Raw genomic sequence first — 25,063 nt, 5'->3', positions numbered from 1 at the left:
CAGGTGTTTACGCGGTCGTTGTAGAGGAGCGTGGCGATCTGGACGTTTTTGTCGAAGATGTTTTTCCAGTCGATTTGCGGGTACTCGTCTTCTTTTTGGAGTTTTTCGGAGCCGGAACTGGAGCTGGTTCGCTTTTTTTTTCAGCATTCAGTTCTTCCTTTGTAGCATCCAGTTCAGCATGGGCATCTTCCAAAGCATCTTGAGTCTCTTCCAATTCAGATTGAGTGTTATCCAGTTCCTCTTTGGTTTCCTCCAAGGCTTCTGTTGCTTCCTGTAATAGTTGCGTTACATCAGCTTTGTCGGTATCTCCGTCCGGATGATCTTCTCCGGTATCTTTTGGAGTATCTCCTTCGGGGTGCTCCGCTGGGTTTGATTGGATGGCATCGGTGTCCTCCGGTTTTTTGTCGTCTGGATTTTCATTTTGTAATTTGTTTTCCGGTTGTTTTTCAACTTCCATCCCACGACGGTTCAGGCGGATTTTATCGGCCGTAGTGTGGTCTAATAGTGTGTACAGGATTTTTTCTGCAGAGCGGGCAGCGTTCACGATGGGCGAACGAAACAGGTCGTTTTGCGGGGAGACGTCGTGCAATAGGTGCAAGTCGGCCTCGGCATGTTCCGGGTTGTGAAGCTCCCGGAGGAGCTTCATTTTTTCTTTTATGCTATACATGGTTTATGCAGTTTGTACGCGTGATCCTTGAATTTCTATTAAAGTAGTGGCATCCAGCACACGGAAGGATATTTGTGATCCTGCCTTGGCTGTCCAGGTTGCACCGTCTTCGAGGACGAAGGCTGTGTTGTCGGCTACTGTGGCTGCCTTATCGGTACCGGTTCCAATCAGTGTGATCGTGCGACCCTTATCGGATGCCGTCAGTCCGGATACGGTAGCGATGGCATACGTGGCTGACGATCCGTTCGGAACTTTATACGTATTGGCTCCGGGTTGGACGGCAAGGGCGGTAGTTCCGGCAGCAAGGGTTACGGCATCTTTTATAACGATGTCACCCACATATTTATGGTATTGCTTGATCGATTTGTTCTCGAAGGTGAAGGTGACGGAACGGTTTTCTTTATCATTCTTCAGGTTGAAGGATTTCAGAACCATCGGTTTGCAAGGATTACCTAATATATACCGGTTGTTGGATTCACATTCCTGGAAGATGATAATGAATTTGCATCCTGCTTTTTCTTCGATATAGTTAAGTAACTGATTGCGTACACCTCCCATAATCATAGTGAAGGTGTTCGTACTCGAAATTGTAAGGTCGCCTTTTTCCCCTGAGCTGGTGTATGTTGGGATATCGTGGGCCTCGAAGTAGTGCATATACTCGCCTTCTAACATAGGGAGCGACGAAACCTCCCTGGATCCGTTTGGGATGGGGAATGAACGGGAACCGTCCAACTGCTTGGTTTCGATCAGCCATACTTTGTAGGCGATGGATTCTCCGGCCACTTCTTTGTCGGCAACATCGTCAATGCTACCAATGGCCATCATACTTGCCATTGTCGTTCCGATAACAACTTCGGTCGAAACCTTTGCGTCTTGCGGGGAAGTGATAGCGGATACCGTTGCTACGGAGGCAAACAAAAACATCAGGCACAGGAAGAACTTGAGTTGTAAAGCACGGCGTGCCTTAAACGCTCGCTTCTGGTCTGCTATATAGGAAAGAACTTTCTTTTTTTGCATAACTATAATTTTTTAATGATTTGGAAAAATGGAGCCGGGATTGCTCCCGGACTCCGTGATAAAGAAACTATGAACGAAAAGATCAGCGTGCTCCCGGAATGTTAGGCTGCAACTCTTTATTGATCGTACGTACACCGGCTACGCGGCGTTCTAGTTCGATAAAGTTGCCTTCGCTGTTAAGCGTTACCATGATGTAGTCGCCAACCTTTGTCGGGGTATAGGCGGCTGTGATTCCTGCAAACTTTCCGCTTTTGGCTATGGTTGTTGCGTTTGTAGCGGATCCGCATTCGATCAGGTAGACTACGCCCTTCTTAGCTCCGGTAATATCGGTCAGAGCCTTGGCTGCCGTATTTGCGGAAGTTACGAACCAGAACTGGTTGCCGCAAGCGATTGTCGTGGCATCGGCAGCTACGGTTGTGGAAGGCTTGTTACAGAACAAGCGTTGCAGGCTGTAGTTGTTGGCAGCCAACTCTGTCGGGGTGGAGAAGTGGCGACCGATGAAGCTGGCTGTGAAGCCTTCCTTCCAGGTAGACCATGCCATAACCATTTCCATGAATTCCTGCAATTTGAATGCCAGCATTTCACCCGGAACGAATTCCAAACATTGCAGGTTGCCCGGCTCCTGCAAGTGGATCAGCTTACTTTGTCCCATGTTTGGAACCCATTTAATAGGTATGGCCATATCAGGAACAACATTCACGTAACTCGTCGGACCGGTAAAATCGATATCCTTACCATATTTGGTACGGCAGTTGGCGATCCACCAGTCGCGATGATTTTTGTTCAGGTAGATAGCGAAGCCTTCCAGGTCGATATCTTCGTCGAGCGTAGCTTTAACATCCTTCACAAATTCGATAACGGCATCCAGGAAGGTTGTTTCTGTATAGTCGTTGTACGTCTCATCGGAATGAGGTAACAACGTATTTTCGTGCATGTAGCGAACTAAAGTGTAGATCAAACCGGTGGAAGAGTTCAGGTAGCTGCCCGGTTTACCCGCTTCCGGTTTCACGTAGCAACCGCGGATACGACGGCGATTCTGCTCGCTGACCATCTGGGTGTAGATCTGTAACAACTGCCATTCGATCATACCCCATTTGATAGGATCTGAACCGTCGGTATTTAAGTAACCGATATATTTACGTTCTATCTCTTTGAGCGGACCGAATTTGACTTTTGCCATTGCATCATCCACATAGCCCATTTCTGGTTGCAGATCCATACTGCCTTTCCAAACCTCACCAACTTGATAGGCCTGAGAAATTTCGGTGAAGAAGGCATTGGTCATCAATTCACGATCCTGTACTCCGTAGCGTCTAGGATAGAGGTCGTATACATTCTGTAAAACGATGATCCTAGCAATCAGGGCATCCTGGCGCATAATGACGTACTGGTCACCTAATCCGGCATCTTTCAATTCGGAAAAATCGTTAGTGAAACCCGAATTCAGTTTTTCCGGAATCAACAGGTTGTTGTTTTTCAGGAAGGCGTAGCGAGCAGCCAGTGATTTACCATAGTTGCGTACTTCGGTACGGAAAGATATACCGTCCGTATCTTCATCTGCTGTATGGAGTGTGGCATAAGCTGTATTGTTGGCAATGATGTTCCAACGTTTTTGCATATCGAACAATGGATGTTCGATACCGAATAGATGGGTTGCTGTTGTACCTGGTCCAAACACGGTGAGTTGTTTTTTGATTACTGTTTGCGGATTGTCATCTACAGCCTTGGCTGCCATCGTTGCTAATGAACGGCGGAGTTCGGCATTTTCCTGGTTGGAAGTATTCAAAGCGGAAACTAACGACTGTACGCTGGTCACGAGTGACTGTGGTTGATTGTCGTTCCCGGATTGATTACTTTCCTGGGTATTACCATCTGCAGAACCTTCAGCCTGTTGTTGAGTTTCTGCCGTATTGATGATATTGAGAGCGGCTTCACGTTCAGACGCAAGTGCTTCGGCTGCTTGTGCTTCCTGCATAGCTTCGGAAATAGACATACCATGTTTTTCTTTGAAAGAAGCTTCAATGGCAGTCCAGTCCTCGTTTGTCAGCGCATTCGTTTTCGCCTTATCGGTAAAACCAAGTGCAGCAAGGATTACTAAAAATTTGTCTTTGAAATTCATACTTGTATTTATTATATTAATGAAAGAACTCTGTTTCGTTGTTGTTTGCGACTTTCATTCCACTTGCTTCCGAGTTCGTGCGCTTCGGTTAAAGCCTCGTTGAATGTGACGATACCGTCGATAAGTCCGGCATCAACGGCATGTGTCGCATCGAAAGTTTCACCGCGAAGGGCAGGATGGTCCAGTTCCAACCTTGCGAGTGCGGAACGGGATTCACGAACTTCCGCACGGAATTGCTCGGCCAGCGGATCCAGTTCTTCTTCTATGAATTGCTGTGGTTCGCCATTTTTCAGTTTGTTGTACTTTTGGTTTTTCAAATCTGAAATACGGGCATATTCTTCTATTTTCTTGAAACCCAGAGATTCGAAATAAGGATCTATGTCCCAGAAACCAATCATAGCACCGATACAACCAATGATATCGTTTTGTGTGAGTGCTTTTAGAACATTTCCGTGACTACCAATATAATAGGCTGCCGATCCACATAGTTTCTCAACGAATCCATAAATTGGTTTAGAGAGGGAGCGCATGGTTTCCGACAAACGATCGAGATACCAGGCTTCACCCCCTCCGGAACTTATATGTAGGAAATGGCATGTGATATTCGGATTATCTTCGGCCTGCAGAAGGTCCTGTTCGAATTGTTTACTGGAGAAATACCACCAACTATCGGCTGTTATCAACCCTTTAATACGATGATAAGCCAATGTTCCGGGCTCTATGTCGTTGGAGGAAAAGTCAACGGTAAGTGGAACGGCAGATTTTGCCTGTACCGGAATAAGTTCGTCCGTCACATATTCTTTATATGTTTTTACCTCGTCTAAAGAGGTAGATATCGATTGGCTCCCTAATGGAAAATAGGCAAGTAAAGCTGCAATATACTCATCATGTGTAATGAGTAGGCGAGTTTGTGGAGATGTCAGAAGTTGGATTACATACGCTTGTTTGTTCATGCCTGCTTATTTTCCTACGAAGTAAGATAGATAAGCAGGTATAGAAAAGGACTTTTAAAGCGGACTTTGCTGCATTTTGCTGTGAATGTGCAGTGTATCTTTGTTTAAATGTGTGGTTATCGATATTTGTGCTGGCCACTCTTGTGATCCTATAAATACAGGAGAATGATCCGGTTGTGTTTCCAACTTTAGGATGGCAGATCGGCGTATCTTATAGGTAGAGGCCACGGAGACTGTAACTTTCTCCGTGGTAATATCTTCTTCTATATTATATAATGTACCGGCTTCGCTTGTTTCCTCTTTCGGAGTCAGGGTAAAATCATCAGTCGATATGGTCACGTACGAACGTCCCGGCTTGAGGGTTATCACATTTTCCCGGAACGACTGGATGTCTTGAAGGAGGAATAGTTGAATTGTATTACAAAATTCTTTCATATTCTATTGATATTTATTTGTTAATCAAACACTTCGCCATTTTCAGACGTTTTTACCCTAAAAATCGGACAAATCGATACACTTGGTCGGTGAAATAATCATCTATATTTAATGTTATTTCACTGTTTAGCGTACCCACGGCGTTTCGATTTCTTGCGAACCTTATCTCGCCAGCGATAATAGTTTTTTAATAAAGCGTCTTCGGTTATGGATTGTATCCCATATTTGCGCATGAAGTAGGCGACTGTTTCGATGTACTGGATTCCGTACAAGTGCTTGTTCTCATCAATCAAACTGTGCAGTTCTGCCCAGAACAATACTTCGATCTTCTGGGAGATGATCCGGCAGGAACGTGCTCCCAGGTAGTTGTATGTATCCGGAGATTTTCCGATACGCCTGTCCGGGATACCTAATTCGAGGTTTCCGCTATCCGGAAGGCAACTAACCGGCCGCTTTTCAAGTAAATCGTATACTACATGGTACAAATCTTCTCTGTCCGGTAGAAAAACGGGACCGGGCATGCAGTCGTTATACTTGCCATGAACGTATTCTGCCAAATGTTTTTTTATCTCTATTTTCGTTGTTACCATGATGAAAATGTATTTTTAAAAAAGTTTTGTCTTATTTTCTGCGACCTACCGACCTACAGACCTACAAACGAATTATACAATACTCAAATGTAATGATTTTTAGCATATTAGCAAAATTATATGTCTTAAAAATGGGTGTAGGTTGGTCATAACTTCGACCTACAAAGGCACTTTTTGCCCTTTTTGTCTATTTTTTGTAGGTCGGAGTCAAAAACAGGAAAAATACCCTTCGACCTACACGACCTACAACAACCTACAGACCTACAAGCAACCTACAACCTACACCTCTATATACATATATACTTAAATACTTAATATATATACTATTACGTATATCTTGTTTTGAAAAATTATAATGTTTGTAGGTCAGTAGGTCTGTAGGTCGCTGTTTTGTGAATATTTTTTTCAGAAAACACACTATATTCTTTTTCTTTTAAACATGGGGGGTGTAAGGGGGAAAAACGAAGATGGGAGAACCTGATACTTGGTACTCCCATCTCACGAATCGACAGACAAAAAAGAATACTCTTTGTCGCACTTTTCAAGAATACTCCCGACACTAAAAAGGCAAATCCTGTTGTTTCTTTCCTTCAGCTTCCGGTTCTTCCTGCTCGCTACGTTCCAGGTCTATGTCGAAGTATTGCCGGAATACATCGTAGTTAAGGGCGAGGCAACTGGTTGATGTTGACTTAGGTTCTATGATCCGGATCATCTCATTGTCAATTCTGCCTCCTTCACGGATATCACCTTTGGGGACTTCCTTGACTTCATTCCATTTGAATCGACGGGCATTTACAACTCCGATATAGGCTGGATTGGAACGGATGTTGGATTCAATCGTGGATTGCGTGGCATCTTCTGTATTATAAGATGATTTTGCATAGAGAGTATGGATGGATGATAAACGAAGGTATAATACTTTCGTTCCTGCCGGTATTGGGACCTCCTTTCGCTCATTACCTGAAAGTTTGATGGTCAATTTATCAGGCTGATCAATGGCATAGTCGCGTCCTTCAACGATGGTACGGGTATTTATCATTACTTCCATTGCCTTGAAGAACCCGGCTAGCTTGTCTGTGCGAGAGATCATTTCGACCTGGGTGATCACTTTCTTTTTGGCAATTTCGTAAAATTCAGCATATGTGAAGGGTAGCTTCAAGTGTGGAACATGTTCCTCAAGCAATCTGCACATTGAAAGGAACAGGGATATGGTATTGATAATACGAGTCATATCACCGGAACCTCCGGAACCGGCCAATACGGATTTAGTCAGATCTTTGTTGATGGTACGCATATATGATTTGAAATGTTTACGAATGAGAGGACGTAGTTTCAATACTTCAAAAAGGATATTGGAAAGGCCTGTTTTTTCGAAACCTTTTAACTCCTGGAATATATTTTTTTCCTCTTCTTCATAGGGTGTTGTGCGTTTGGGAACTTCACATATTACGACACGGTTCATTAAGGCGTTGTCATCTCGCTGGGGGGTCTCCTGGCCTAATATTACGACAGGTGTAAGCACTTTACTCGTTTCAATATCTTTTCCGGAGGTACTTTTACGTTTTTGTTTTCCGTCACCATCGTAGGTGATAGATTTTAGAGCCTGGAATTTGTCAATCGAAATATCCTTATTGTTATACTCTTCAAGTACAACAGGCACGTCGCGGAACCCTTCCATTAAACTGATCATTGCGGCATCTGTACCGGTATTCAAATTGAAAGAAGGTAAATCCGGATCAACAAATAAGGATCGGACAGAGATAGCGATCTGTGTTTTTCCGGACATTGTCGGCCCCATGAAAAAGAGAGCCGTGAATAATCGGTCAATAGGATGGATGTCCGATCGAAATGCACACATGATCGCATATATAATGGCCCATTTCCCGTTATCATTTACCTTGTATACCTGATCCATCAGCGATGCCCAACGTTCGAAAGAGCATTGTTGTTCTATCGGAATGTTTTTGTAGACGAATGCCCTCAGACTTTCGTACATATCATCATCTTTCCGGAGTCCGGCATGGATATTACTGAATGCGGGAGCATAATAGTTTTTACCGTTATGTGTTACGACACCAATTTCGGAGGCCATATCAATCCGATGTATTCCATCTACTTCGTGAAATATGGCATTACTGAAAGCATAAAAATTTTCAGGTTGCTGACCATAGGTTTTTAATTCGTCACATAGGGTATATTCGTAACTCATGGACTGTCTTATCTTCTTGAATTGTGCGACTGTACCATTCTCGAAATTTAGTCCTTCCTCATTTACCAGCGCTTCTTCGAATGAATTTAACGAAGCGAATATCTTACTTCGGAGTTCCATGTACAGCGGTTTCTTGTAGTACCGACGATTTATCTTTATAATCTTTTTGTTTCCTTCGGAATCGCTGCTATATATATGCAGGAGGGGGATCATGTAAAAGTCTGCCACTTGTAAATGACCACCTCCGGAAGGATTCTTAAACATGTAGCTTACCGGTTCTTTTTCTTTGTTTAGTAGCGGGTAGAAGCCGTGTCTACGGTAGTTTGTCTTGTATTCTTCATTTTCTTCTACGTAGTCAGGTACGATGTCCGGATCTTCCCAGATAAGGGAGTCATCGAAACTTTGCTGATGCAGCATGGCGTTTTTCGACTTCTTCTTATCCCGGTAAGGCTTCATTAATTCCTTGAATGACTTACTTGTCAGCTTCAATACCGAACACCATTCCTTTTCCATGACCGACTGGGCTGCCTCCGATGCCGAAGCCATGATATCGGCACATCGACCATAGTAGATAGTACGTACATCACCTGTTTTTTCTTCCATAGCCGCAGCATATAGCCGGGTATAGAAATCCACAAACTCAAAATCTACATCATCTTTTTCGACATACAAGGTGAATGTTGCTTTGAATAAGTTACAGAGGGTAACTAACAGATCGGATTCCCGGCGTTCGTCGAAGGTTATGTTTGAACTATATGTAAAATGCAAGTAGGCTGCATGCCGGCGGAACTCCTGTATCTGATCAGTCGATGGGAGTCCACAAACATATATAATCGGCTCTTCGCCGTAATTTTCTTTGAATTCGGTAAAACTGTCCGTCAGGATACAGTTTTCGCTGATATCGGAAAGCGTATTGCTCAATTCTTCGATACCATAAAATCCGGGTTTCTTTATTTCTTCATCTTTTGGGAGCGAAACCGATAACTCCTTTATTTTATTTTTTACGTTATCGAGTTGTATCTTAAATTTTTCCGATAATTTCGTAGTATAAGATATGCTTAAGGTCTTGTCTTTAACAAGAGCTATACATTCTGCAATAAAAGTCAGGTGTTCATTTTTTAGGATGGGATCTTCAAAATCCTTTTCATAGATACCGGAGAGATATGTAACCCAGTCTGTCTCGTGATTATGCAGATAAATGGGCAACTCCTTTTCTGTCATCTTCCGGGCAAAGCTATCGGGATCATCACCGTCCGGGAGTGAAATAGCTCGCACATTGGCTCCTGCTTCCAGAAGCGCTTTGATATTTTTGACGGAAGCTTTTATTCCGGCTTCGTCACGGTCGTAAATAAGCGTGACGTTGCGTGTGAACCGTATGATTGTTTTTATTTGTTCCTGTGTCAAAGCTGTCCCGGATCCACAAACCGTATTGCGTATGCCAGCACGGACAAATGAGAGTACATCGAATTGTCCTTCCACGAAATATACCCGATCCTGTTGTCCGATGGCCTGCCGCGCCTGGAAGAGACCGAATAGGACGCTGCCTTTATGAAATACGGGAGTCTCGCCGGTATTGTAATACTTCACGTTGTCTGATGGCTTGATGGAGCGCCCGGTGAAACCGACCACATTCCCTTTGAGGTCATAATAGGGGAACAGGATCCGTCCACGGAAAGAGTCGTAGACGCTCTTTTCTCCTTTTGCGGCCAATCCGGCTTGTATCAGGGTCTCGGAATTGAATGCGGAACGTTTCATGTCGTCGATCAGCGTACGCCAAGTGTCCGGAGCATAGCCAACGTGGAAGAGTTCGAGCGTCTGATCTTCCCCTGCATTCCATCCCCTGGAAAGAAGATAGGACTTCGCTTCGTTGTCGGCGGCCAGATAACCGGTGAATTTATCCGATGCTGCCGACAACGCAATGAGTAGCGACTCCTTGATTGATACTCTCTGCTGTTCTTCTGGCGTAAGTTCTCGGTCAGGAACCTCAATGTGGCAACGTTTCCCCAGACTCCGGATGGCTTCCGGATAAGACATGTTCTCGTGTTTCTGCAAGAAGGTTACGACATTACCCGCCTCTCCACAGGCAAAACATTTATAAATCTGCTTGGACGGACTAACACACATGCTGGGGCTACGGTCTGTATGGAACGGACAAATACCCCAATAGTTGACGCCTCTTTTGTTCAATGTCACATACTCGCTGATCACATCTACGATATTAATTGCATCGAGTATTTTATCTATTATCTTTTGTTCAATCATTCTTCATCAAATAGTTTTAATTGCCTTGCATCAAAAGCTTCTTTAAGACTCACCTGAAAATGTTCTATTAATCGGAGATACTCGTCTTCAGTCATTCGCTCTTTCCCGAAATATAAATTCCACCATCGTTTTTGGTTCATTCCAATGGCTTTATAGAAGGCTTTTGTAGGAGTAAAATACTCAGGATTAACAAACTTGATAGTAAGTATTTCCTGGACAAGGTTCCTGCCTCTCTGTTCGGCAATCGGTATACGGTATCGATGAATGTATAACTGAACAGCCATTTCACTTTTCCCTAAATGAATGGCGATATCTTTGAAAGATTGTTTTCCTGCATTCTCTTTCAAATATTGAATATCCTCTTTTCTCCAGCTCATTTTCTCATTATTTTATCAAAATTCTCACTAAATTCATAATCATTGAATGACAGGATAAACATGCAACATAGCTTAATGAACAGATCCGGATTGGATTCTTTTTTTTCGACACCATCAATCTTATATGTTATGACAAATATCTTAGAACCACTGGTTTCTACATTTGATAAATCATATAATCGACCGGATTTTAAGTTTGCCAGCATTTCGAATATTTTATCCTTATATTTATTGAATGATTCCAAACCGTATTTGTCTTTATACCGATTGTACCATTCCCAGTCGTTCAAACGATACTGTTTCAGGTCCATGTTAATACATCTTTTCAAGTTCAACCTTAAGAAATACCAATCTCCGTTCGGCATCTGTGCGACTATTTAATGGTTTACCCGATAAATAGGAACAGATACAATCATCGAGATAACTAGCATCTTCAGGAGATATGTCCTGGATGATGATTTTACCGTCTTTGTCTTTTTCTACGTACATAATATGTTGTATTTTATGATGCTAAATATCCATTACCAGCCAGGGCTCTGGCGTTATCTACAAGAGTCATCCGATCATATCCATCAAAACTGGCAGAAGACTTGTGTCCGGTACATTTCATTATTCGATTCCTTTCCACATTATTTTTTATCATATTGGTAACGAAGGTTCGCCTTGCGGTATGTGAGCAGATCATTTCGAACTTTGGTTTTTTGACCATAACGACCTGGTCGGCTCGCTCTTCTTCGTATATGACTAGATCTGTCAATCCTACTTTTTTACATATGGCTTTTATTGCTTTATTGAAATATTGGATGCAGCGGGCATCCGGAAGCTTTCCGCCATATTTTGCAAAGATTTCTTTGACATAATCCGTAACGGGGACAACGGCCTTGTTCTTGGTTTTCTGCTGAAGTACATGAATGTTGTCACCTACTATATTATCGACTGTGAGACGGGAATAATCAGAATACCGCTGGCCGGTCATGCATCCTACAATAAATAAATCACGGATTTCTTCTTGTTTTTTAGTTAGGCCATTATAGAAGTAAATACGTGCTATTTCCTTTTCTGAGAGATAGACAAATGTAGACTCATTAAGTCTAACCTTTGCGTCTGAATAAGAATCATCAACGGCCCATCCGTTCAGGTAAGCTTTTTCAAGAAGATACTTCAGTTTAGTTATCATACCCTTTATTGTTGAAATCTTAAGCTCTTTTTCGATATGCAAATACTGAACAAAGCCATCTATTTCCTCTTTGCCTATATCTTTTGTGGTAAAGGTTCGCTTGATATGATCTTGATAATTCAGGAAATGTTCAAGCAAATTTTTATATAAACCAAAGTGTTTCCCTTTTTTCTTAAGATTGATAAATACAACACCAAACTGAATGAAATTCTGTGTTGGCAGATTGCGATAATAATCACTCTGTAATTGTACATTACTATATTGAGAAAATTCTAACTGACGTGCACACATGATATTTCTTGTTTTATATCAGAAAATTACACTACATTTGTAGCGGTTGATAGCCTATCTGCATAAAGCAGGTGAGAGTTTACAAAGCCGTTCGGTTGCCGCCGGGCGGCTTTGCTGTTTTATTTCAGGCAATTGTCGTTATTTTTATCTCTGTTGCATATGTCTCTGACCATATGAACTAATCCGTACATCACGACCACCGATATAGGGATTAAACAGAACCATCCAAAATCACTCATTATAGTTCAGTTTTTTTAGTTATTCGTTAATATATTGCCACTCGTATACAACTTTGTCATTGTCTTGCTCCCATTTATCCGGTCTATCTTCGCCCCAAAAATCAGCATAATAAATAACCTTGCCATACGATTGATAGCTAGGGTGTATCATTTTGCGAAGAATGTGGGAGTTTGGTTTTGGACGCTCCTCTTTGAAATTGCGCCACGGGTTTTGTTTTGCCTGCCATTCTGCACCAGCTTTAAAAGCAACATATCTGGCGGAGCCCATATCTATGTTGTCAAAACCAGCTTTACCCCTTTCAAAAGCGGACATTTTTTCCACATATTCTTCTGCTTCTTTTTCTATCGTCTGTTTCATTTCTATTTACTATTGAATGTATTTTTCTAATTCGCTCCGCTTGATGAAAAATGCGCATGCTAAGTATTCACCAGGTAAACCTGTTTGAATCTGAAGTTTTGCATCATCTCCCATCGTTTTCTCTGTTCCAAAACCAACTATACTGCCGCGTGATTCTTCACTGACATTAATCAGCGTAGTTGTCATACGTAATCCCTGATTATTATCTTCTGCCATTTTTTTTATGGCGGCCAATACTTTGGCTCCTCTGTTGTTGTCCATATACTCGTTATTATTTAAATTTACGCCAATTCCACTATCATTCTTTCAAATGATATATAGTCCCGTAATTTTGATATTGTGCCATCTTTCTTTGCTTTCATCAGAATGGGTACGACCTCATTGCATTGTATCTTATATCCAGTTATATAAGAGAATCTCTTTTCTTCTGGAAACGTTACTGTTTCACGATTATGCAAAAGCCATCCTGTATGGGCAGGAGTAGTTATGCAAACCTTACTCCCGATAGGGAACTTCTGATTAGAGGATATGTATTCATCCTCTAAGTCTCTCATCTCTTGTTTCCAGCTATCAATCTCGGATTGAATTTCCGCCTTTCTTGTTTCAAAATATGATTTATCCATGATGTTATTTTTAGTTGTTAGTCAATGTTTTTGATAACCTTATTCTCTCTTTTTGCCTTACGCAGATCAAAACAGTTCAATTTTCTAAAATAAAATTTATTACCGCAATCAGGAAGTTTATTGCATAATGCTTTTTTATTAAAGCCAGCGCAATTCGAACATTGTCCTGCTACCCCTACTGCGCATACTTCTACCACTATGTTTTTGATTGAAAATAGCTGGCCTACTGTATATTCATTCTGCATCATAGCTATGTTTTAATAAAGCTCTTAATTCAGATAGTATTCTTTGATAGCTTGACCAGATAGCTCCTTTGTCGAAATCGTTGCTAACATTCTTTCGCCAGTTTCCCTCGTCTATGGAATCAGATCTTTCTTTAAATATTTGTATCTGGCTTCTCACAAATTCAAGCTCTTCGTATAATTTCACTCTTTCCATAACTCAGTTATTGTTAATCTTGAATTGTTTCTATTGCTTTAAAAATCTCATATATCACCTGCGGTACTATTGCGTTTCCGTACCCTTTGATTGACTCTTGTCGCCATTTTGTGAAAGGAATGGTAAGATGCTCCACATCGAAGGGAATCCCATCATTTCGGCTACAAACAGGGGGTTGAGTTGGGAACTTATCCCAGGACGCTGTGAACAGTGTTCCCCTAAAATCGAGGGTATGCTGCGTAACATATCTGTCCGGGGTTTCCCGTCCGATCTCACCATTGCCCCTGGAGCATATCCCGACTTGTTGTCTGATACCATTGGTGTCGGAAGTAATTTCAGATTGATAAACTCCGTCTTTCCTTTCTCGTTGCACACTTTCACCCCCTGCGTCTGAACGATGGACAACAATTTTCTCTTCTCGACATAACCACTCATTATCTCTTGCGCTAAACTTCCCGAATCCCCAGGCACCGGATTTTTCTTCGCACTCCTTATCGTTGCGTCGAAAGCGCTCGGCGTTTTTAGAAGCGATGAACCAAATTCTGTCCCTTCTGTGCGGTGCACCGACGGCGCAAGCTGGAATAACAACCGGCTGGACAGAATATCCTTCACGCTCAATATCTCGGCAGATGGTTTCAACGACATATTCCTGTTCGAGTATCGTTTCCTTGTCAGCCGTTTCAAACAAAGAGGTTTGACTTTCCACTGTAATTTCACTACCGGGTTGTACCATGCTGATGATTCCACCAACGTTTTCACCAATAATCCAAGTGGGTCGTATCTCTCGTATTGCGCGAAGCATTTCCGGCCAGAGATAACGGTCATCTTCCTTTCCTTTTCGTCGTCCGGCCACGCTGAAGGGCTGGCAAGGAAAGCCTCCTGTGAGCACATCGACTTTCCCTCGCCATTCTGTAAAATCTGTTTCTTTGATATTTCCATATCCTTTTGATTTAGGTAACCAGTAGCTTAGTACGGCTCGGGGGAAGTCGTCTATCTCACACCAAAAGGCGTTATCCCATCCCATCCAGGTAGCAGCAAGATCGGCAGCGCCGAAGCCGGAAAATAGAGAAGCATGTACTTTTCCCATTTGATTCATTTCTTTTTAGAGTTGAGCCTTATTCAAATAGGGATGGCATATCTTCTTCAAATAGAAACGTGCCTGTTTCTTTATTCCATTTTATCTCCTTATATCCTTCATGGTTACGGAAGAAACGAGTATGTTCTTCATGTAAAGCGCATAACACTATTAGATATTCAGAACATTTACAAACAAAACAGTCGTTATTATACGTTTTATATGTTTCAATGTCAGAAATAACCTGAGACAACAGTTGTTTTGTTTTATCATTATCATGAACGCACATATACAAGAATGTTCCACTATCATACATTTCTATATCAGCAACTTGTTTTTGCTGAATCAACTGATTGAATATATCCAATGTTATTTCTGGATTTTCATAAAATGTCTGAGTGAAAAAATCTTTTCTTTCCATAATATTCAATGTTTTTTTCTTAACTACGTTCTCTGTTTTCATGTTCGTTATTTTTTAGTTATTCAGTTTATTCAAAAGCATATCTGCTAGCTCTTGCGTTTCCTGATCGGTTTCCTGTTCTTGTACCTCACAAATAAATCTCTTTATTGAGAATACATTACCAGGTAGGATAGTGCCTTCGATAATGTATGTCTTACCGCTTGGATCGGTCTCTTTTACAAACTGTGTTTTCATACTTCACTTACATTTATTTTAAAAACTAAGCCTAATAGGGTTCTTTCTCGTACCGGTTCCGAACTGCTCCGGACGGAACCCGTTTATCCGGAGCCAATATTTGAATTGTTTTAGGTCATTCATCGTCGAAATCCTCCTGATGCAAATTGTACCCTGCTAATATGGCCTTCTTCAACTCCTCCCGGATATCACAATTTGCTGATCCGGAAGAGATCATTCGGTCTGCAACTTCATAAGCTCGTTCTTCCAATGATTTTTCTTTAACCTTTGAGTATTGGATAGCCATACGAGTATTATATCGTTCCCCTTCATGATCGATCACCTGAGCTAATGCGACCTCGGCCGCATTTATTCGAATGGCTTCTTCAGACCATCTAAGCAGCATGAACTGAGTCAGTTTTAATAACTGTTCTCCACCTTCGTCTACAATATTCTTTAAGAACTTGCAAACAACTTGATCTTCTTCTTTTGTGAGTTTCATACCATCACTTATTTTTAATTGTCAGTTAAACTCTATTTATCAATCCTTACGCATTTGCTCACCTCATAAATAAGGCGAGCAAATGTTCAGACTTTTTTAGATGTTAATTCCTAATTTGCGATAATGTGCCGCTATCTTTTCTTTTTGTTCCATTATTTTCAGATCATAACGGGCAACAACATTTACGGCTTTTTCTCTACTTTTCTCTAGTTGTTCTAACTTGTTAGTTATCTGCTCTATTCGTTTCATATTTTTTTAGTCATATGGATTGCACTTAGATGTAAATCGTACTTAGGCAATCTTTTCCCTTTATATGAGAAACAGTGACCGGAGGAATCCCATCTCACTTGTTTAACCAAGGTTCCTTCAACAATAGCCCCAAACATAGAGTCTACTGTATTCAGGCTATTTTTCTTGATTCTTTCGATTACGTATCCAAAAGACTTTGCTGCTTCTTCAAATGTTTTTGTGTTGTATCCCATGTTAGATTATTCTTTTGTTGTGTGCCCATGAGGCAACTTCGATGTTGTTATTTACTCCGAGTTTTATGTGAATACGTTGAATGTGCGTACGAACTGTAGCCTCAGTTATCCCCAGTATACCGGATATCTCTTTTGTTTGTTTGCCTTGACAGATTAGAATAATTATCCGGTATTCTGATCTGGTAAGGGAGCCGTTAGGTGGAGTAGGGATCCTACAAACAACGTTGAATCCTGGACATGTAGAAATCAAGGAACATCTTGGTGCATCGGGAGTGAGTTTACCATCAAGCAAATCAGCTCTGTAATCTAGGTTCCCATAGCGACAACCAGCAAACATCTCCTCTTGTTCATCAGCGGTTATTAAACCAAATTCTTTTTTTATTATGGCCAATGCTGTTTTATCTGCTGCCAACTCTGCTTGGAAATATTCTCTGTATTCAGGAGCCATCATGCGATAAGGTAATTTATTCCCATTTTGCAAAAAGAAAACTCGACCTTCGTTGTCGCGGAAGACCTCTATACCTTGTCCGGAAATACCAGAAGGTAGTTTAGGTAAGCTATTCATAATATAGAATCCTTTAAATGTTCAACCTCATTAACTTCCTTCTGATATTTTAGAGCAAGTTCTAATGCTTGCTTTTCTATTTTGACATGAGAGGCTCTTCCAGACATAACTTTCCGGATATATACCTTAGAAAATCCAGTACTAACAGCTAAATCTGTTACCCATTTTGTTGGTAATTTCTTTTTGAGTTCATTTTTTTCATCTTTTGTCATCATAATTACGTATTGCATTTGTGTCGCATTTGTATTAACTTTATAACGCAAATGTACTTAAATAAATGACACTGTCATTGAATGAATGACATAATTTGCCTGTATTAACTTTAATTAGTATTTAATGTATGCATATAGGGAACAAAATATCAATAGAACTGGAAAAGTCAAAAATTTCAGTGAGTGACTTTGCTAAAAAGATAAATAAAAGTAGAGGCTATATGTATGCTATATTTGAAAAGGAGGATATTGATACTGGCTTGTTGAAGATAATTGCTAAAGCATTAAATATTCCAATCATTTGTTTTTTTGATGAAGAGGTAACTGAACAAAATAACATAGGAAGTATTTCTGGAGATGGGAATAAAGTTCAACAGGGGCATGTCAATGTTATGTTGGAATCCCAGGAAAGAGAAATCGAAAATCTAAAAATGCTCTTGACAGAAAAGGATAATGTAATATCTGAGAAAGAGAGGCTAATACAGATTTTAATGAAAAAGTAAAATATACTAAAATGAAAGTAACAGGCTTAATTAGAAAAGAAAGAGGGGCTAAAACAAACTGTGAGATCTATGATTTACAAATTGATGCTGTACTGAATCCATCCAACACGTATATTGTACAGATAGATACGGATCGTATGATTCAAAGAAATCCAAGGGAAAGGTACTATACTTTTACTTATCGTAATATTATGTCAATAATATACGGGACAGTCAATAAAAATGATTTGTGCTTTAATGTGCAGGTTGTAGTATATTCTGATGGACAAGCAATAATAAATCAAATTATACTGGCTGAATGTCTTAATAATAGCAATTATGTATTTGATTTCGATGAAGATTTTCCTATTGACGGTAAATATCCTGCATACATTTTGAACATGAATGATATACAGACGTTGCCTGAGTATTCAGGGAAAACAGTAATCGAATGTATTGAACATTTTGTAGATAGTCTGAATCTGCGAGGTGAATTTAGTAACAGATTCGAATTTTTCAAGCCTGTATCGAAAAATAAATTAATGGACTTTCAGGAATTCTCAGATTATACTGATTGTCAATTTTGATCTGGCGGAATAAATTTATTTTAATAAGTAGTCATTCTTGTTTAGTGTTTCATTATATAAATGAAAGATAAATAGTATATGTATATCAAAAAAATATTGTAACATAATATACAGTTACAGATGTAATATACACAATATACATTTAAATAAGTACTGAAGATCAGTAGTTTGATGTTGGAATAGAGTTTCTCTCCATCTCCACAACAAAAAAGGCTCGCAATTTTATTTGCGAGCCTTTTTTGTTATTATATGATTATAAACCTATTCGTTTGTTGTTCTCCGGCTGAGTAATGCCTGTATAGGAGTATTGGTAATCACCAGCACTTTGGTGAGGAAGTATATTCACTGATTTTACAGCTATGTTTTTTCCTGTCTTAGTTGCTACCAAGCATGTATTATGTAGCTTTCTGTTTTCCAGATCGAAAACTTTCTCAGGGTTGAAATGCTGGCCGTTAATACGAACTTCAAAATGCAAGTGTTCAGTAGTGGCTCTTCCTGTACGTCCGGTCAATCCTACGGGTTCTCCGGCTTTTACACGATCACCTACCTTTACCAGATTTTTGGAGTTATGGCTGTAGACTGTTTCCAGCCCGTTATAATGGCGTATAACGACAACATTTCCATAAGCAGCATACGATTTGGACATACGAACGATTCCATCGAAAGCGGCAACGATCGTATCGTTGGCACATGTTTTCAGATCGACTCCCGAATGATGTCTTCTACGACCGGCATAAGGAGATATTACTTTTGCACCCGGTAGAGGAAATGCGTAATCTTCTTTAGATATTAATGCCAGGTCTATGATCAGTGAGTTTTCGTTTGCCAATAATTTAGGATCGGGAACGGCTATATCTGCTTTTTCCCGGGAAGAGAAGTTCTCTGTTATATTTTTACGGGCATATTCCGTTTTTTCTAATTCCGGTGTCGGTTGAAGAAATATATATTCTACTGCAGGTAGAGGAATATCTGTTGAAGGAGGTACTATAACTGCTTCCGGTTCAAGAGTAGGAGGCAACGTTTGTACTGTGGAACAGGTACTTAGTGTCAGTATTGTAATGAATGATAATATATAACTATGGATATTAGACATTATAAAAATTCTTTTTGACGAGCAAAAATAGAAAAAACTATCCAGTCTAAAGTCTTAAATGGGAATACTTTATAGTTCTTTTTCATTTCTTTATGCTTTTCTGAGAATTGTAGGACGATTTTCGAAGGCCATAATACAAAAAGGCGCCAACCGAAGTTTAGCGCCTTTCTTCTATAAATCGATAAGAAATGAAATGTATACGTTGTTTATTTCTTAAATAATGATTTGGCTATACCCATTTCGAGACCACGAAGTTCGGCTAAACCTCTCAGGCGGCCGATACAGGAATAACCCGGATTTGTTTTCTTTTTCAGATCGTCTATCATCTGATGACCGTGGTCCGGACGCATAGCAATAGAACAGCCGCGTCTTTGCTGTAACTCCAATAAGGCTTTCATTACGCCATACATATCCACATCTCCTTCCAGGTGGTTTGCTTCGTAGAAATTTCCTTCCTCATCACGTTGTGTGCTACGGAAATGAACGAAATCGATACGATCGCCGTAACGTTCCATGATTCCTGCCAGATCGTTGTCACTGCGTACTCCGAATGAACCGGTGCATAAGCAAAGTCCGTTACTCTTATTAGGTACCGCTTCAATTAACTTCTTGAAATCTTCTTCCGTACTCAGGATACGCGGTAATCCGAGAATAGAGTAAGGAGGGTCATCCGGGTGAATAACCAGTTTTACATCGGCTTCATCGGCCACCGGGGCAATTTCCTGCAAAAAGTAGATCAGGTTGGCACGCAATTTTTCTGCATCGATATTTTTATAGCGGTCTAATGCCTCCTGGAATTGTTCTATCGTAAAACTTTCTTCTGATCCCGGCAAGCCGGCAATCATGTTACGAGTAAGCAAATGGCGGTCTTCTTCGCTCATCGAGTCGAAGCGGGCTTTTGCTTTTGCTTTTTCTTCTGACGAATAATCGTTCTCTGCTCCCGGACGTTTCAGAATGAAAAGGTCGAATGCAACGAAAGCAGCCCGTTCGAAGCGAAGAGCCTTTGAGCCGTCCGGCATGGTATAGGCCAGATCGGTACGTGTCCAATCGAGTACCGGCATAAAATTGTACGTTACGACATTCACACCGCATTTACCCAAGTTACGCAGACTTTCCTTATAGTTGTCGATATATTTCTGGAACTCTCCGGTTTGCGTTTTAATGTGCTCATGAACAGGCACGCTTTCTACGACAGACCAGGTTAATCCGACCTCTTCGATCAGTTTTTTACGTTTCATGATCTCCTCTACCGTCCATACTTCCCCGTTAGGAATATGATGTAAAGCATTTACAATACCGGTTGCACCGGCTTGTTTGATATCCCAAAGGCTGACAGGGTCATTCGGACCATACCAACGCCATGTTTGTTCGCATAAATACATATTATGTGTCGTGTTTATCGTGTTTTTAGATTGAGAAAGCATCGAAACCACCGTCTACGATAGCAATTGTGCCCGTAACGAATTTAGATGCGTCGCTTATTAAATATTGAATGGTACCAAACAATTCCTCCGGTGCACCCAGACGTCTGAACGGAGTATGAGCGATAACTGATTTAGCACGGTCAGTATAAGAGCCGTCCGGGTTAGTCATTAATGTTCTGTTCTGTTCTGTCAGGAAAAATCCCGGAGCAATCGCGTTTACACGCAAACCTTCACCGAATTTGATAGCCAATTCACCGGCCATATATTTTGTCAGGTTGGATATAGCAGCTTTGGCAGCACCGTATCCTACCACACGTGTCAACGGGCGCAGAGCTGATTCAGAAGAGAAGTTGACGATTGCACCTTCTTTCTGCTGAGCCATAACTTCCGCAAATACCATAGTGGGGAGAACTGTTCCGAACAAGTTCAGATCGACTACTTTTTTGAATGCATCGATCTGTAAATCGAAAATATTACTGTCGGGTCCGATCGTTGCGCCTGCCATGTTTCCTCCGGCAGCATTCAATAATGCATCGATACGGCCATATTTAGCGAGGATATCTTTTTTATTCTGTTCAAGGATCTCTCTATTCAGGACGTCTGTCAGAAAAAAGCAAGCTTCTCCGCCTTTTGCTTTGATGTCTGCAACGATTTTTTCACCGGTTTCTGCGGCACGGTCAAGGATGACAACTTTAGCTCCTTCTTCAGCCAGGTGACCTGCGATTCCGCTACCTAAAATACCGGCTCCTCCGGTAATAATGACAACTCTGTCTTTAATACAAAATAAATTAGCCATTTTCTATATGTTTTTATTGTGATATTTTCATTTGTATGCACAATCTGTGCGCGAGCACACGTTGGGTGCAAATGTATACTATTTATTTGTCAAACAAAAAAAATAGAGGATAAAAATGACCGTTTATGTCATTAAATATAATTATTGTAATACTTAATATTCTCTTTTATAAGTATATCAATAGGCATGTAATTGATTTGTTCGACTTTCTCCTTCAATACAAGATGACGGAATAAGGCTTTTACGCAATTGAATCCCTGCACTTCCGGTCGTTGGGCGATCAGGTGGGTGATGTGTCCGCTATTCAGATAGTTCAGATTAGAGTCGATCACATCATAACCTATCAGTTTGAAATGTTTGTCGGTATCCTGTTGTTGGAAATAATCGCCTAATACATGTGCCCTCGAATTAAAGATGATTCCGGCTTGTATTTCTTCGTGTGTGGCAAAGAATGAATCGAGAATATCCTTGTTCTCGTTCGATTCGTCTGCATGGATATGTACCGGAAATATCTTACCCAGAAAATCATGTCCATACAGATAATCTCGGAAACCTTCTTCACGTTTCATGACCTGGGTCGAATGCATGTCGCCTTTCCTGATAAAGCGGAAAATCGCAATATTGTCTTCGGGCTGGATTTGTTCGAATAACAAGCGGCCGGCGATATATCCTGAATCATATGAGTTAGTACCATAATAGGCGATGCAATTCGTCTTTTCGATAAATGCATCTATCAGTACGTAGGGTATTTCCAGTTTATCGAGTTGCTGGGTAAGCTGCAAGACACTTTCCTTAAACAAGGTAGCAATGATTACGCCCTGGCAATCTGATTTTTCAATCACCGGTATCAGGTTGTCGAAACTATTTCTGTCATACTGGTTGAAACACAGATGTTCGATTTCGACATTATAACTAAACAACTCCTGCTCGGCTTTATCAATACCTTCCGATAGTTTGGCCCAGTATTCTCCTTCTGCAAAAGAGGGAGTCAGCGTAATGAAGCGATATTTCTTCTTCAAAGCTAATGAACGCGCTATCAGGTTCGGATGATAGTCTATTTCTTTTAGTACTTTTTCGACCTTTTTCTGAGCTTCTTCAGAAACTTTGCCACGATTGTGCAGGATACGGTCGACTGTTCCGGTAGAAACACCGGATAACTCTGCAATATCTTTTATTCTGTAAGTCTTCCCCATAGGGCTTTTTATTATAAATAACCCGCAGTAATAAAAAAACGCGGGCTGTTTCGTATTACTATTATGTTATATATCTTCTATAATTTGTAAAGGAGCATTCAATTTACGGAATGCATAGGCGTACATCATATATACAAGTGGCATTGCCACAAAAATACCTATACCCAACAGGATAAATCCTAAGATACAGATCCCTATCATAGCCAGCATCAGCATAAAAAGAGACATTCCCTGTCCGCGGGTTATTTCCCAGCTACGCTGGAGCGATTCGATTATACCTGCATCATCTTCAACGATCAGAGCCGCATAAAATTGTAATCTGAGGGCCAGATAGATTCCCGGGATAATGAATAAACAGATTCCGAGAAGGACAATGATTCCCATGAGTATATTGGCTACAAGGTAAGTAATGATTTTACGAGCCTGCTGTCCGTATGCCGAGAATTGCGGCTCTTCTCCGTCCAAAGCCTGGAATATGTTCTTCATATATCCTAAAGCAAAGATTGCAGAAATAATACAACTAATCAGATTAATAATTATCGTTCCCGTTATCGATTTCTGTATAGGCATTGCAAATGCCCCCAGTGTAAAAGAAATGATACTCATACCTATTATCAGTCCGGCTAAAACCCAGATCTGAGCTTTTGTCCGTTGCCATGAAGTACTGCACACTTCGGAAATTGAAAATTTAGGTCCCATCAGATTGTAGATTATTAAGTTTAAAGATAGCTGTAAATTTAAGGTAAATTATCGAATAAACAAATAATGTCCGTACTTTGTATAGTAATTCAGACTAATTTACTTTCGAACGGTCAAAAAATAAGCTATCTGTTTGATCCAGACACCTAAATAAGTGAATTTTTAGTATAAAAGATTGTATAAACGGGAAAAGTACAATAAAAAGATTTTAAATTTGTACGTTTTTTAGATATGAGACCTTCAACAATCGAGCCTGATAGAACAAGACTTCGAGTGATATGTATAAATCATCGTTAGGCAGAAAATATATTAAATAATGAATATGAATAGACAAATGTTGAAAACTACTATTACCCAATTTAGGCAAATTGCATTATTTGCAGTGGGAGTGTCTTTATTAACCGCCTGTGGAAACAGCCAGAGTGGTATGAAATTAGGCGACAGCGAATATGCTGTTCTTACAGTCAACTCTTCTTCAAGCAATCAGACGACATCTTATCCGGCAACTATCAGAGGTACGCAGGATATTGAAGTGCGTCCCCAGGTGTCAGGGTTTATTGTTAAGTTGTGTGTAGATGAAGGGGCTACTGTCCGCAAAGGTCAGCCCTTGTTTGAGATCGATCCTACGCAGTATAAAGCGTCTGTAAACCAGGCTAAAGCTGCTGTGGCTATGGCTAAGGCGAATGTTAATACGCTAAAATTAACGGTGAAGAACAAGAAAGAATTGTTCGATAAAGCTATTATCAGTTCTTTTGAATACCAGACGGCAGTAAATCAGCTTTTATCGGCAGAAGCCACTTTGGCTCAGTCGGAGGCCTCTTTGGTGAGTGCTAGTCAGAATTTATCTTTTTGTACGGTAACCAGTCCGTCAAATGGGGTTGTCGGAACTTTCCCGTACCGTATCGGAAGTTTGGTAAGCCCTTCGATTTCCAGTCCGTTGACAACTGTTTCTGAGATCGGAGAAGTATATGTTTATTTCTCTATGACAGAAAAAGAATTGTTGCAACTGACAAAAGCGGGTGGAACACTGAAAGAGCAATTGGATAAAATGCCGGAAGTTCAACTGCAATTAGCAGATGGAACGATGTTGGCAGAAACAGGTAAAATAGATGCTGTCAGCGGTGTTATCGACCAGTCGACAGGTTCGGTAAGTATGCGCGCTGTATTTCCAAACGATAAGAGAATTATGAGAAGTGGCGGTACAGGTAGTGTTGTATTCCCTTATACAATGGATAACATCATTATGATCCCCCAGTCTGCAACTGTTGAAATTCAGGATAAGAAATTCGTCTATGTACTACAGCCTGATAATACAATTAAAAATGTTGAAATACAGATTTCTTCTTTGGATGATGGTCATAGTTATCTGGTAACTAAAGGGTTGAAATCCGGTGACAAAGTCGTTGTCGAAGGTGTTCAGAGTTTAAGAGACGGTCAGGAAATTAAGCCGATCACACAGGCTGAGCAAGCTGCCAAGTTCCAGCAGGCGATGAAAGACCAGAACGAAGGAAATTTAAAAACTGCTTTCAATTAATTAGAGGTATAGAATAAGCTGGGGTATGAC

General features: G+C 40.7%; 32 protein-coding genes. 3 read left to right on the top strand and 29 right to left on the bottom strand.

Annotated elements, in window-relative coordinates:
• Positions 1-7: 7 nt before the first annotated feature.
• The 24 genes from M1P97_RS19905 to M1P97_RS19790 form a co-directional block, all read right to left on the bottom strand.
• On the bottom strand, positions 8-667 hold the full coding sequence (locus M1P97_RS19905) for a coiled-coil domain-containing protein (RefSeq protein WP_249389993.1): 660 nt from the start codon (positions 665-667) through the stop codon (positions 8-10).
• Between the two features lie 3 nt (positions 668-670).
• Positions 671-1,684, bottom strand: coding sequence for a hypothetical protein (locus M1P97_RS19900; protein WP_249389992.1), 1,014 nt, complete (start codon positions 1,682-1,684; stop codon positions 671-673).
• Positions 1,685-1,766: 82 nt separating this feature from the next.
• Positions 1,767-3,803, bottom strand: coding sequence for a hypothetical protein (locus M1P97_RS19895; RefSeq protein WP_249389991.1), 2,037 nt, complete (start codon positions 3,801-3,803; stop codon positions 1,767-1,769).
• Between the two features lie 11 nt (positions 3,804-3,814).
• Entirely contained in the window at positions 3,815-4,756 is a 942-nt protein-coding gene (locus M1P97_RS19890) for a S49 family peptidase (RefSeq protein ID WP_249389990.1), read from the bottom strand.
• Positions 4,757-4,810: 54 nt separating this feature from the next.
• Entirely contained in the window at positions 4,811-5,191 is a 381-nt protein-coding gene (locus tag M1P97_RS19885) for a P-loop NTPase family protein (RefSeq protein ID WP_249389989.1), read from the bottom strand.
• Between the two features lie 119 nt (positions 5,192-5,310).
• Positions 5,311-5,781 (bottom strand): hypothetical protein, encoded by a 471-nt coding sequence (locus M1P97_RS19880; RefSeq protein WP_249389988.1) that lies wholly within the window; start codon positions 5,779-5,781, stop codon positions 5,311-5,313.
• 559 nt (positions 5,782-6,340) lie between these two features.
• Positions 6,341-10,252 carry a DNA primase gene (dnaG, locus tag M1P97_RS19875; RefSeq protein WP_249389987.1) on the bottom strand — a complete coding sequence of 1,304 codons (3,912 nt, stop codon included), beginning with the start codon at positions 10,250-10,252 and terminating at the stop codon, positions 6,341-6,343.
• Positions 10,249-10,629 (bottom strand): XRE family transcriptional regulator, encoded by a 381-nt coding sequence (locus tag M1P97_RS19870; RefSeq protein WP_249389986.1) that lies wholly within the window; start codon positions 10,627-10,629, stop codon positions 10,249-10,251. The genes dnaG and M1P97_RS19870 overlap by 4 nt, the downstream gene beginning before the upstream one ends.
• A complete protein-coding gene (locus M1P97_RS19865) occupies positions 10,626-10,940 on the bottom strand; it encodes a hypothetical protein (protein ID WP_249389985.1) in 315 nt (104 codons plus the stop codon). The genes M1P97_RS19870 and M1P97_RS19865 overlap by 4 nt, the downstream gene beginning before the upstream one ends.
• A gap of 1 nt (position 10,941) precedes the next feature.
• Positions 10,942-11,118: a hypothetical protein gene (locus tag M1P97_RS19860; protein WP_249389984.1), complete on the bottom strand. Its 177-nt coding sequence runs from the start codon at positions 11,116-11,118 to the stop codon at positions 10,942-10,944.
• Positions 11,119-11,131: 13 nt separating this feature from the next.
• Positions 11,132-12,097 carry a tyrosine-type recombinase/integrase gene (locus tag M1P97_RS19855; protein WP_249389983.1) on the bottom strand — a complete coding sequence of 322 codons (966 nt, stop codon included), beginning with the start codon at positions 12,095-12,097 and terminating at the stop codon, positions 11,132-11,134.
• Positions 12,098-12,355: 258 nt separating this feature from the next.
• On the bottom strand, positions 12,356-12,694 hold the full coding sequence (locus M1P97_RS19850; RefSeq protein WP_249389982.1) for a hypothetical protein: 339 nt from the start codon (positions 12,692-12,694) through the stop codon (positions 12,356-12,358).
• A gap of 9 nt (positions 12,695-12,703) precedes the next feature.
• Positions 12,704-12,955 (bottom strand): hypothetical protein, encoded by a 252-nt coding sequence (locus M1P97_RS19845; protein WP_249389981.1) that lies wholly within the window; start codon positions 12,953-12,955, stop codon positions 12,704-12,706.
• A gap of 20 nt (positions 12,956-12,975) precedes the next feature.
• Complete coding sequence (locus M1P97_RS19840; protein ID WP_249389980.1) at positions 12,976-13,317, bottom strand: hypothetical protein; 342 nt, start codon at positions 13,315-13,317, stop codon at positions 12,976-12,978.
• 17 nt (positions 13,318-13,334) lie between these two features.
• A complete protein-coding gene (locus M1P97_RS19835; protein ID WP_249389979.1) occupies positions 13,335-13,565 on the bottom strand; it encodes a hypothetical protein in 231 nt (76 codons plus the stop codon).
• Positions 13,552-13,755 (bottom strand): hypothetical protein, encoded by a 204-nt coding sequence (locus tag M1P97_RS19830; protein ID WP_249389978.1) that lies wholly within the window; start codon positions 13,753-13,755, stop codon positions 13,552-13,554. The genes M1P97_RS19835 and M1P97_RS19830 overlap by 14 nt, the downstream gene beginning before the upstream one ends.
• Positions 13,756-13,768: 13 nt before the next feature.
• Positions 13,769-14,842 (bottom strand): DNA cytosine methyltransferase, encoded by a 1,074-nt coding sequence (locus M1P97_RS19825; protein WP_249389977.1) that lies wholly within the window; start codon positions 14,840-14,842, stop codon positions 13,769-13,771.
• Between the two features lie 28 nt (positions 14,843-14,870).
• On the bottom strand, positions 14,871-15,293 hold the full coding sequence (locus tag M1P97_RS19820; protein ID WP_249389976.1) for a hypothetical protein: 423 nt from the start codon (positions 15,291-15,293) through the stop codon (positions 14,871-14,873).
• Positions 15,294-15,305: 12 nt separating this feature from the next.
• The gene (locus M1P97_RS19815; RefSeq protein ID WP_195372960.1) at positions 15,306-15,485 is read right to left on the bottom strand and encodes a hypothetical protein; all 180 of its coding nucleotides are present in this window, start codon (positions 15,483-15,485) and stop codon (positions 15,306-15,308) included.
• A gap of 115 nt (positions 15,486-15,600) precedes the next feature.
• Positions 15,601-15,966, bottom strand: coding sequence for a hypothetical protein (locus tag M1P97_RS19810; protein WP_195372959.1), 366 nt, complete (start codon positions 15,964-15,966; stop codon positions 15,601-15,603).
• Between the two features lie 96 nt (positions 15,967-16,062).
• Positions 16,063-16,215 carry a hypothetical protein gene (locus M1P97_RS19805; protein WP_249389975.1) on the bottom strand — a complete coding sequence of 51 codons (153 nt, stop codon included), beginning with the start codon at positions 16,213-16,215 and terminating at the stop codon, positions 16,063-16,065.
• Positions 16,212-16,448 (bottom strand): hypothetical protein, encoded by a 237-nt coding sequence (locus M1P97_RS19800; protein ID WP_249389974.1) that lies wholly within the window; start codon positions 16,446-16,448, stop codon positions 16,212-16,214. The genes M1P97_RS19805 and M1P97_RS19800 overlap by 4 nt, the downstream gene beginning before the upstream one ends.
• Before the next feature lies 1 nt (position 16,449).
• Positions 16,450-17,013, bottom strand: a complete 564-nt coding sequence (locus tag M1P97_RS19795; protein ID WP_249389973.1) for a helix-turn-helix transcriptional regulator — start codon at positions 17,011-17,013, stop codon at positions 16,450-16,452.
• On the bottom strand, positions 17,010-17,228 hold the full coding sequence (locus tag M1P97_RS19790; RefSeq protein WP_249389972.1) for a hypothetical protein: 219 nt from the start codon (positions 17,226-17,228) through the stop codon (positions 17,010-17,012). The genes M1P97_RS19795 and M1P97_RS19790 overlap by 4 nt, the downstream gene beginning before the upstream one ends.
• A 125-nt stretch (positions 17,229-17,353) precedes the next feature.
• On the opposite strand from M1P97_RS19790, the gene M1P97_RS19785 reads away from it, so the two are divergent.
• Positions 17,354-17,728 carry a helix-turn-helix domain-containing protein gene (locus tag M1P97_RS19785; RefSeq protein ID WP_249389971.1) on the top strand — a complete coding sequence of 125 codons (375 nt, stop codon included), beginning with the start codon at positions 17,354-17,356 and terminating at the stop codon, positions 17,726-17,728.
• A gap of 11 nt (positions 17,729-17,739) precedes the next feature.
• On the top strand, positions 17,740-18,294 hold the full coding sequence (locus M1P97_RS19780) for a hypothetical protein (RefSeq protein WP_249389970.1): 555 nt from the start codon (positions 17,740-17,742) through the stop codon (positions 18,292-18,294).
• Positions 18,295-18,547: 253 nt separating this feature from the next.
• Here M1P97_RS19780 and M1P97_RS19775 read toward each other — a convergent pair whose 3' ends face one another.
• From M1P97_RS19775 to M1P97_RS19755, 5 genes are all read right to left on the bottom strand, one after another.
• Positions 18,548-19,387, bottom strand: a complete 840-nt coding sequence (locus tag M1P97_RS19775) for a M23 family metallopeptidase (protein ID WP_195374967.1) — start codon at positions 19,385-19,387, stop codon at positions 18,548-18,550.
• A gap of 206 nt (positions 19,388-19,593) precedes the next feature.
• Entirely contained in the window at positions 19,594-20,769 is a 1,176-nt protein-coding gene (gene uxuA, locus M1P97_RS19770) for a mannonate dehydratase (RefSeq protein WP_249389969.1), read from the bottom strand.
• A gap of 25 nt (positions 20,770-20,794) precedes the next feature.
• Complete coding sequence (locus M1P97_RS19765; RefSeq protein WP_195374965.1) at positions 20,795-21,607, bottom strand: SDR family oxidoreductase; 813 nt, start codon at positions 21,605-21,607, stop codon at positions 20,795-20,797.
• A gap of 131 nt (positions 21,608-21,738) precedes the next feature.
• Complete coding sequence (locus tag M1P97_RS19760) at positions 21,739-22,800, bottom strand: LacI family DNA-binding transcriptional regulator (RefSeq protein ID WP_195374964.1); 1,062 nt, start codon at positions 22,798-22,800, stop codon at positions 21,739-21,741.
• Between the two features lie 66 nt (positions 22,801-22,866).
• A complete protein-coding gene (locus M1P97_RS19755; RefSeq protein ID WP_195374963.1) occupies positions 22,867-23,499 on the bottom strand; it encodes a hypothetical protein in 633 nt (210 codons plus the stop codon).
• 322 nt (positions 23,500-23,821) lie between these two features.
• On the opposite strand from M1P97_RS19755, the gene M1P97_RS19750 reads away from it, so the two are divergent.
• Positions 23,822-25,033, top strand: a complete 1,212-nt coding sequence (locus M1P97_RS19750; protein ID WP_195374962.1) for an efflux RND transporter periplasmic adaptor subunit — start codon at positions 23,822-23,824, stop codon at positions 25,031-25,033.
• The last annotated feature ends 30 nt before the right edge of the window (positions 25,034-25,063 follow it).

Source organism: Parabacteroides leei (genome assembly GCF_023369805.1).
Lineage (GTDB): Bacteria > Bacteroidota > Bacteroidia > Bacteroidales > Tannerellaceae > Parabacteroides > Parabacteroides leei.
This window is presented reverse-complemented; position numbering and strand designations above follow the sequence as displayed.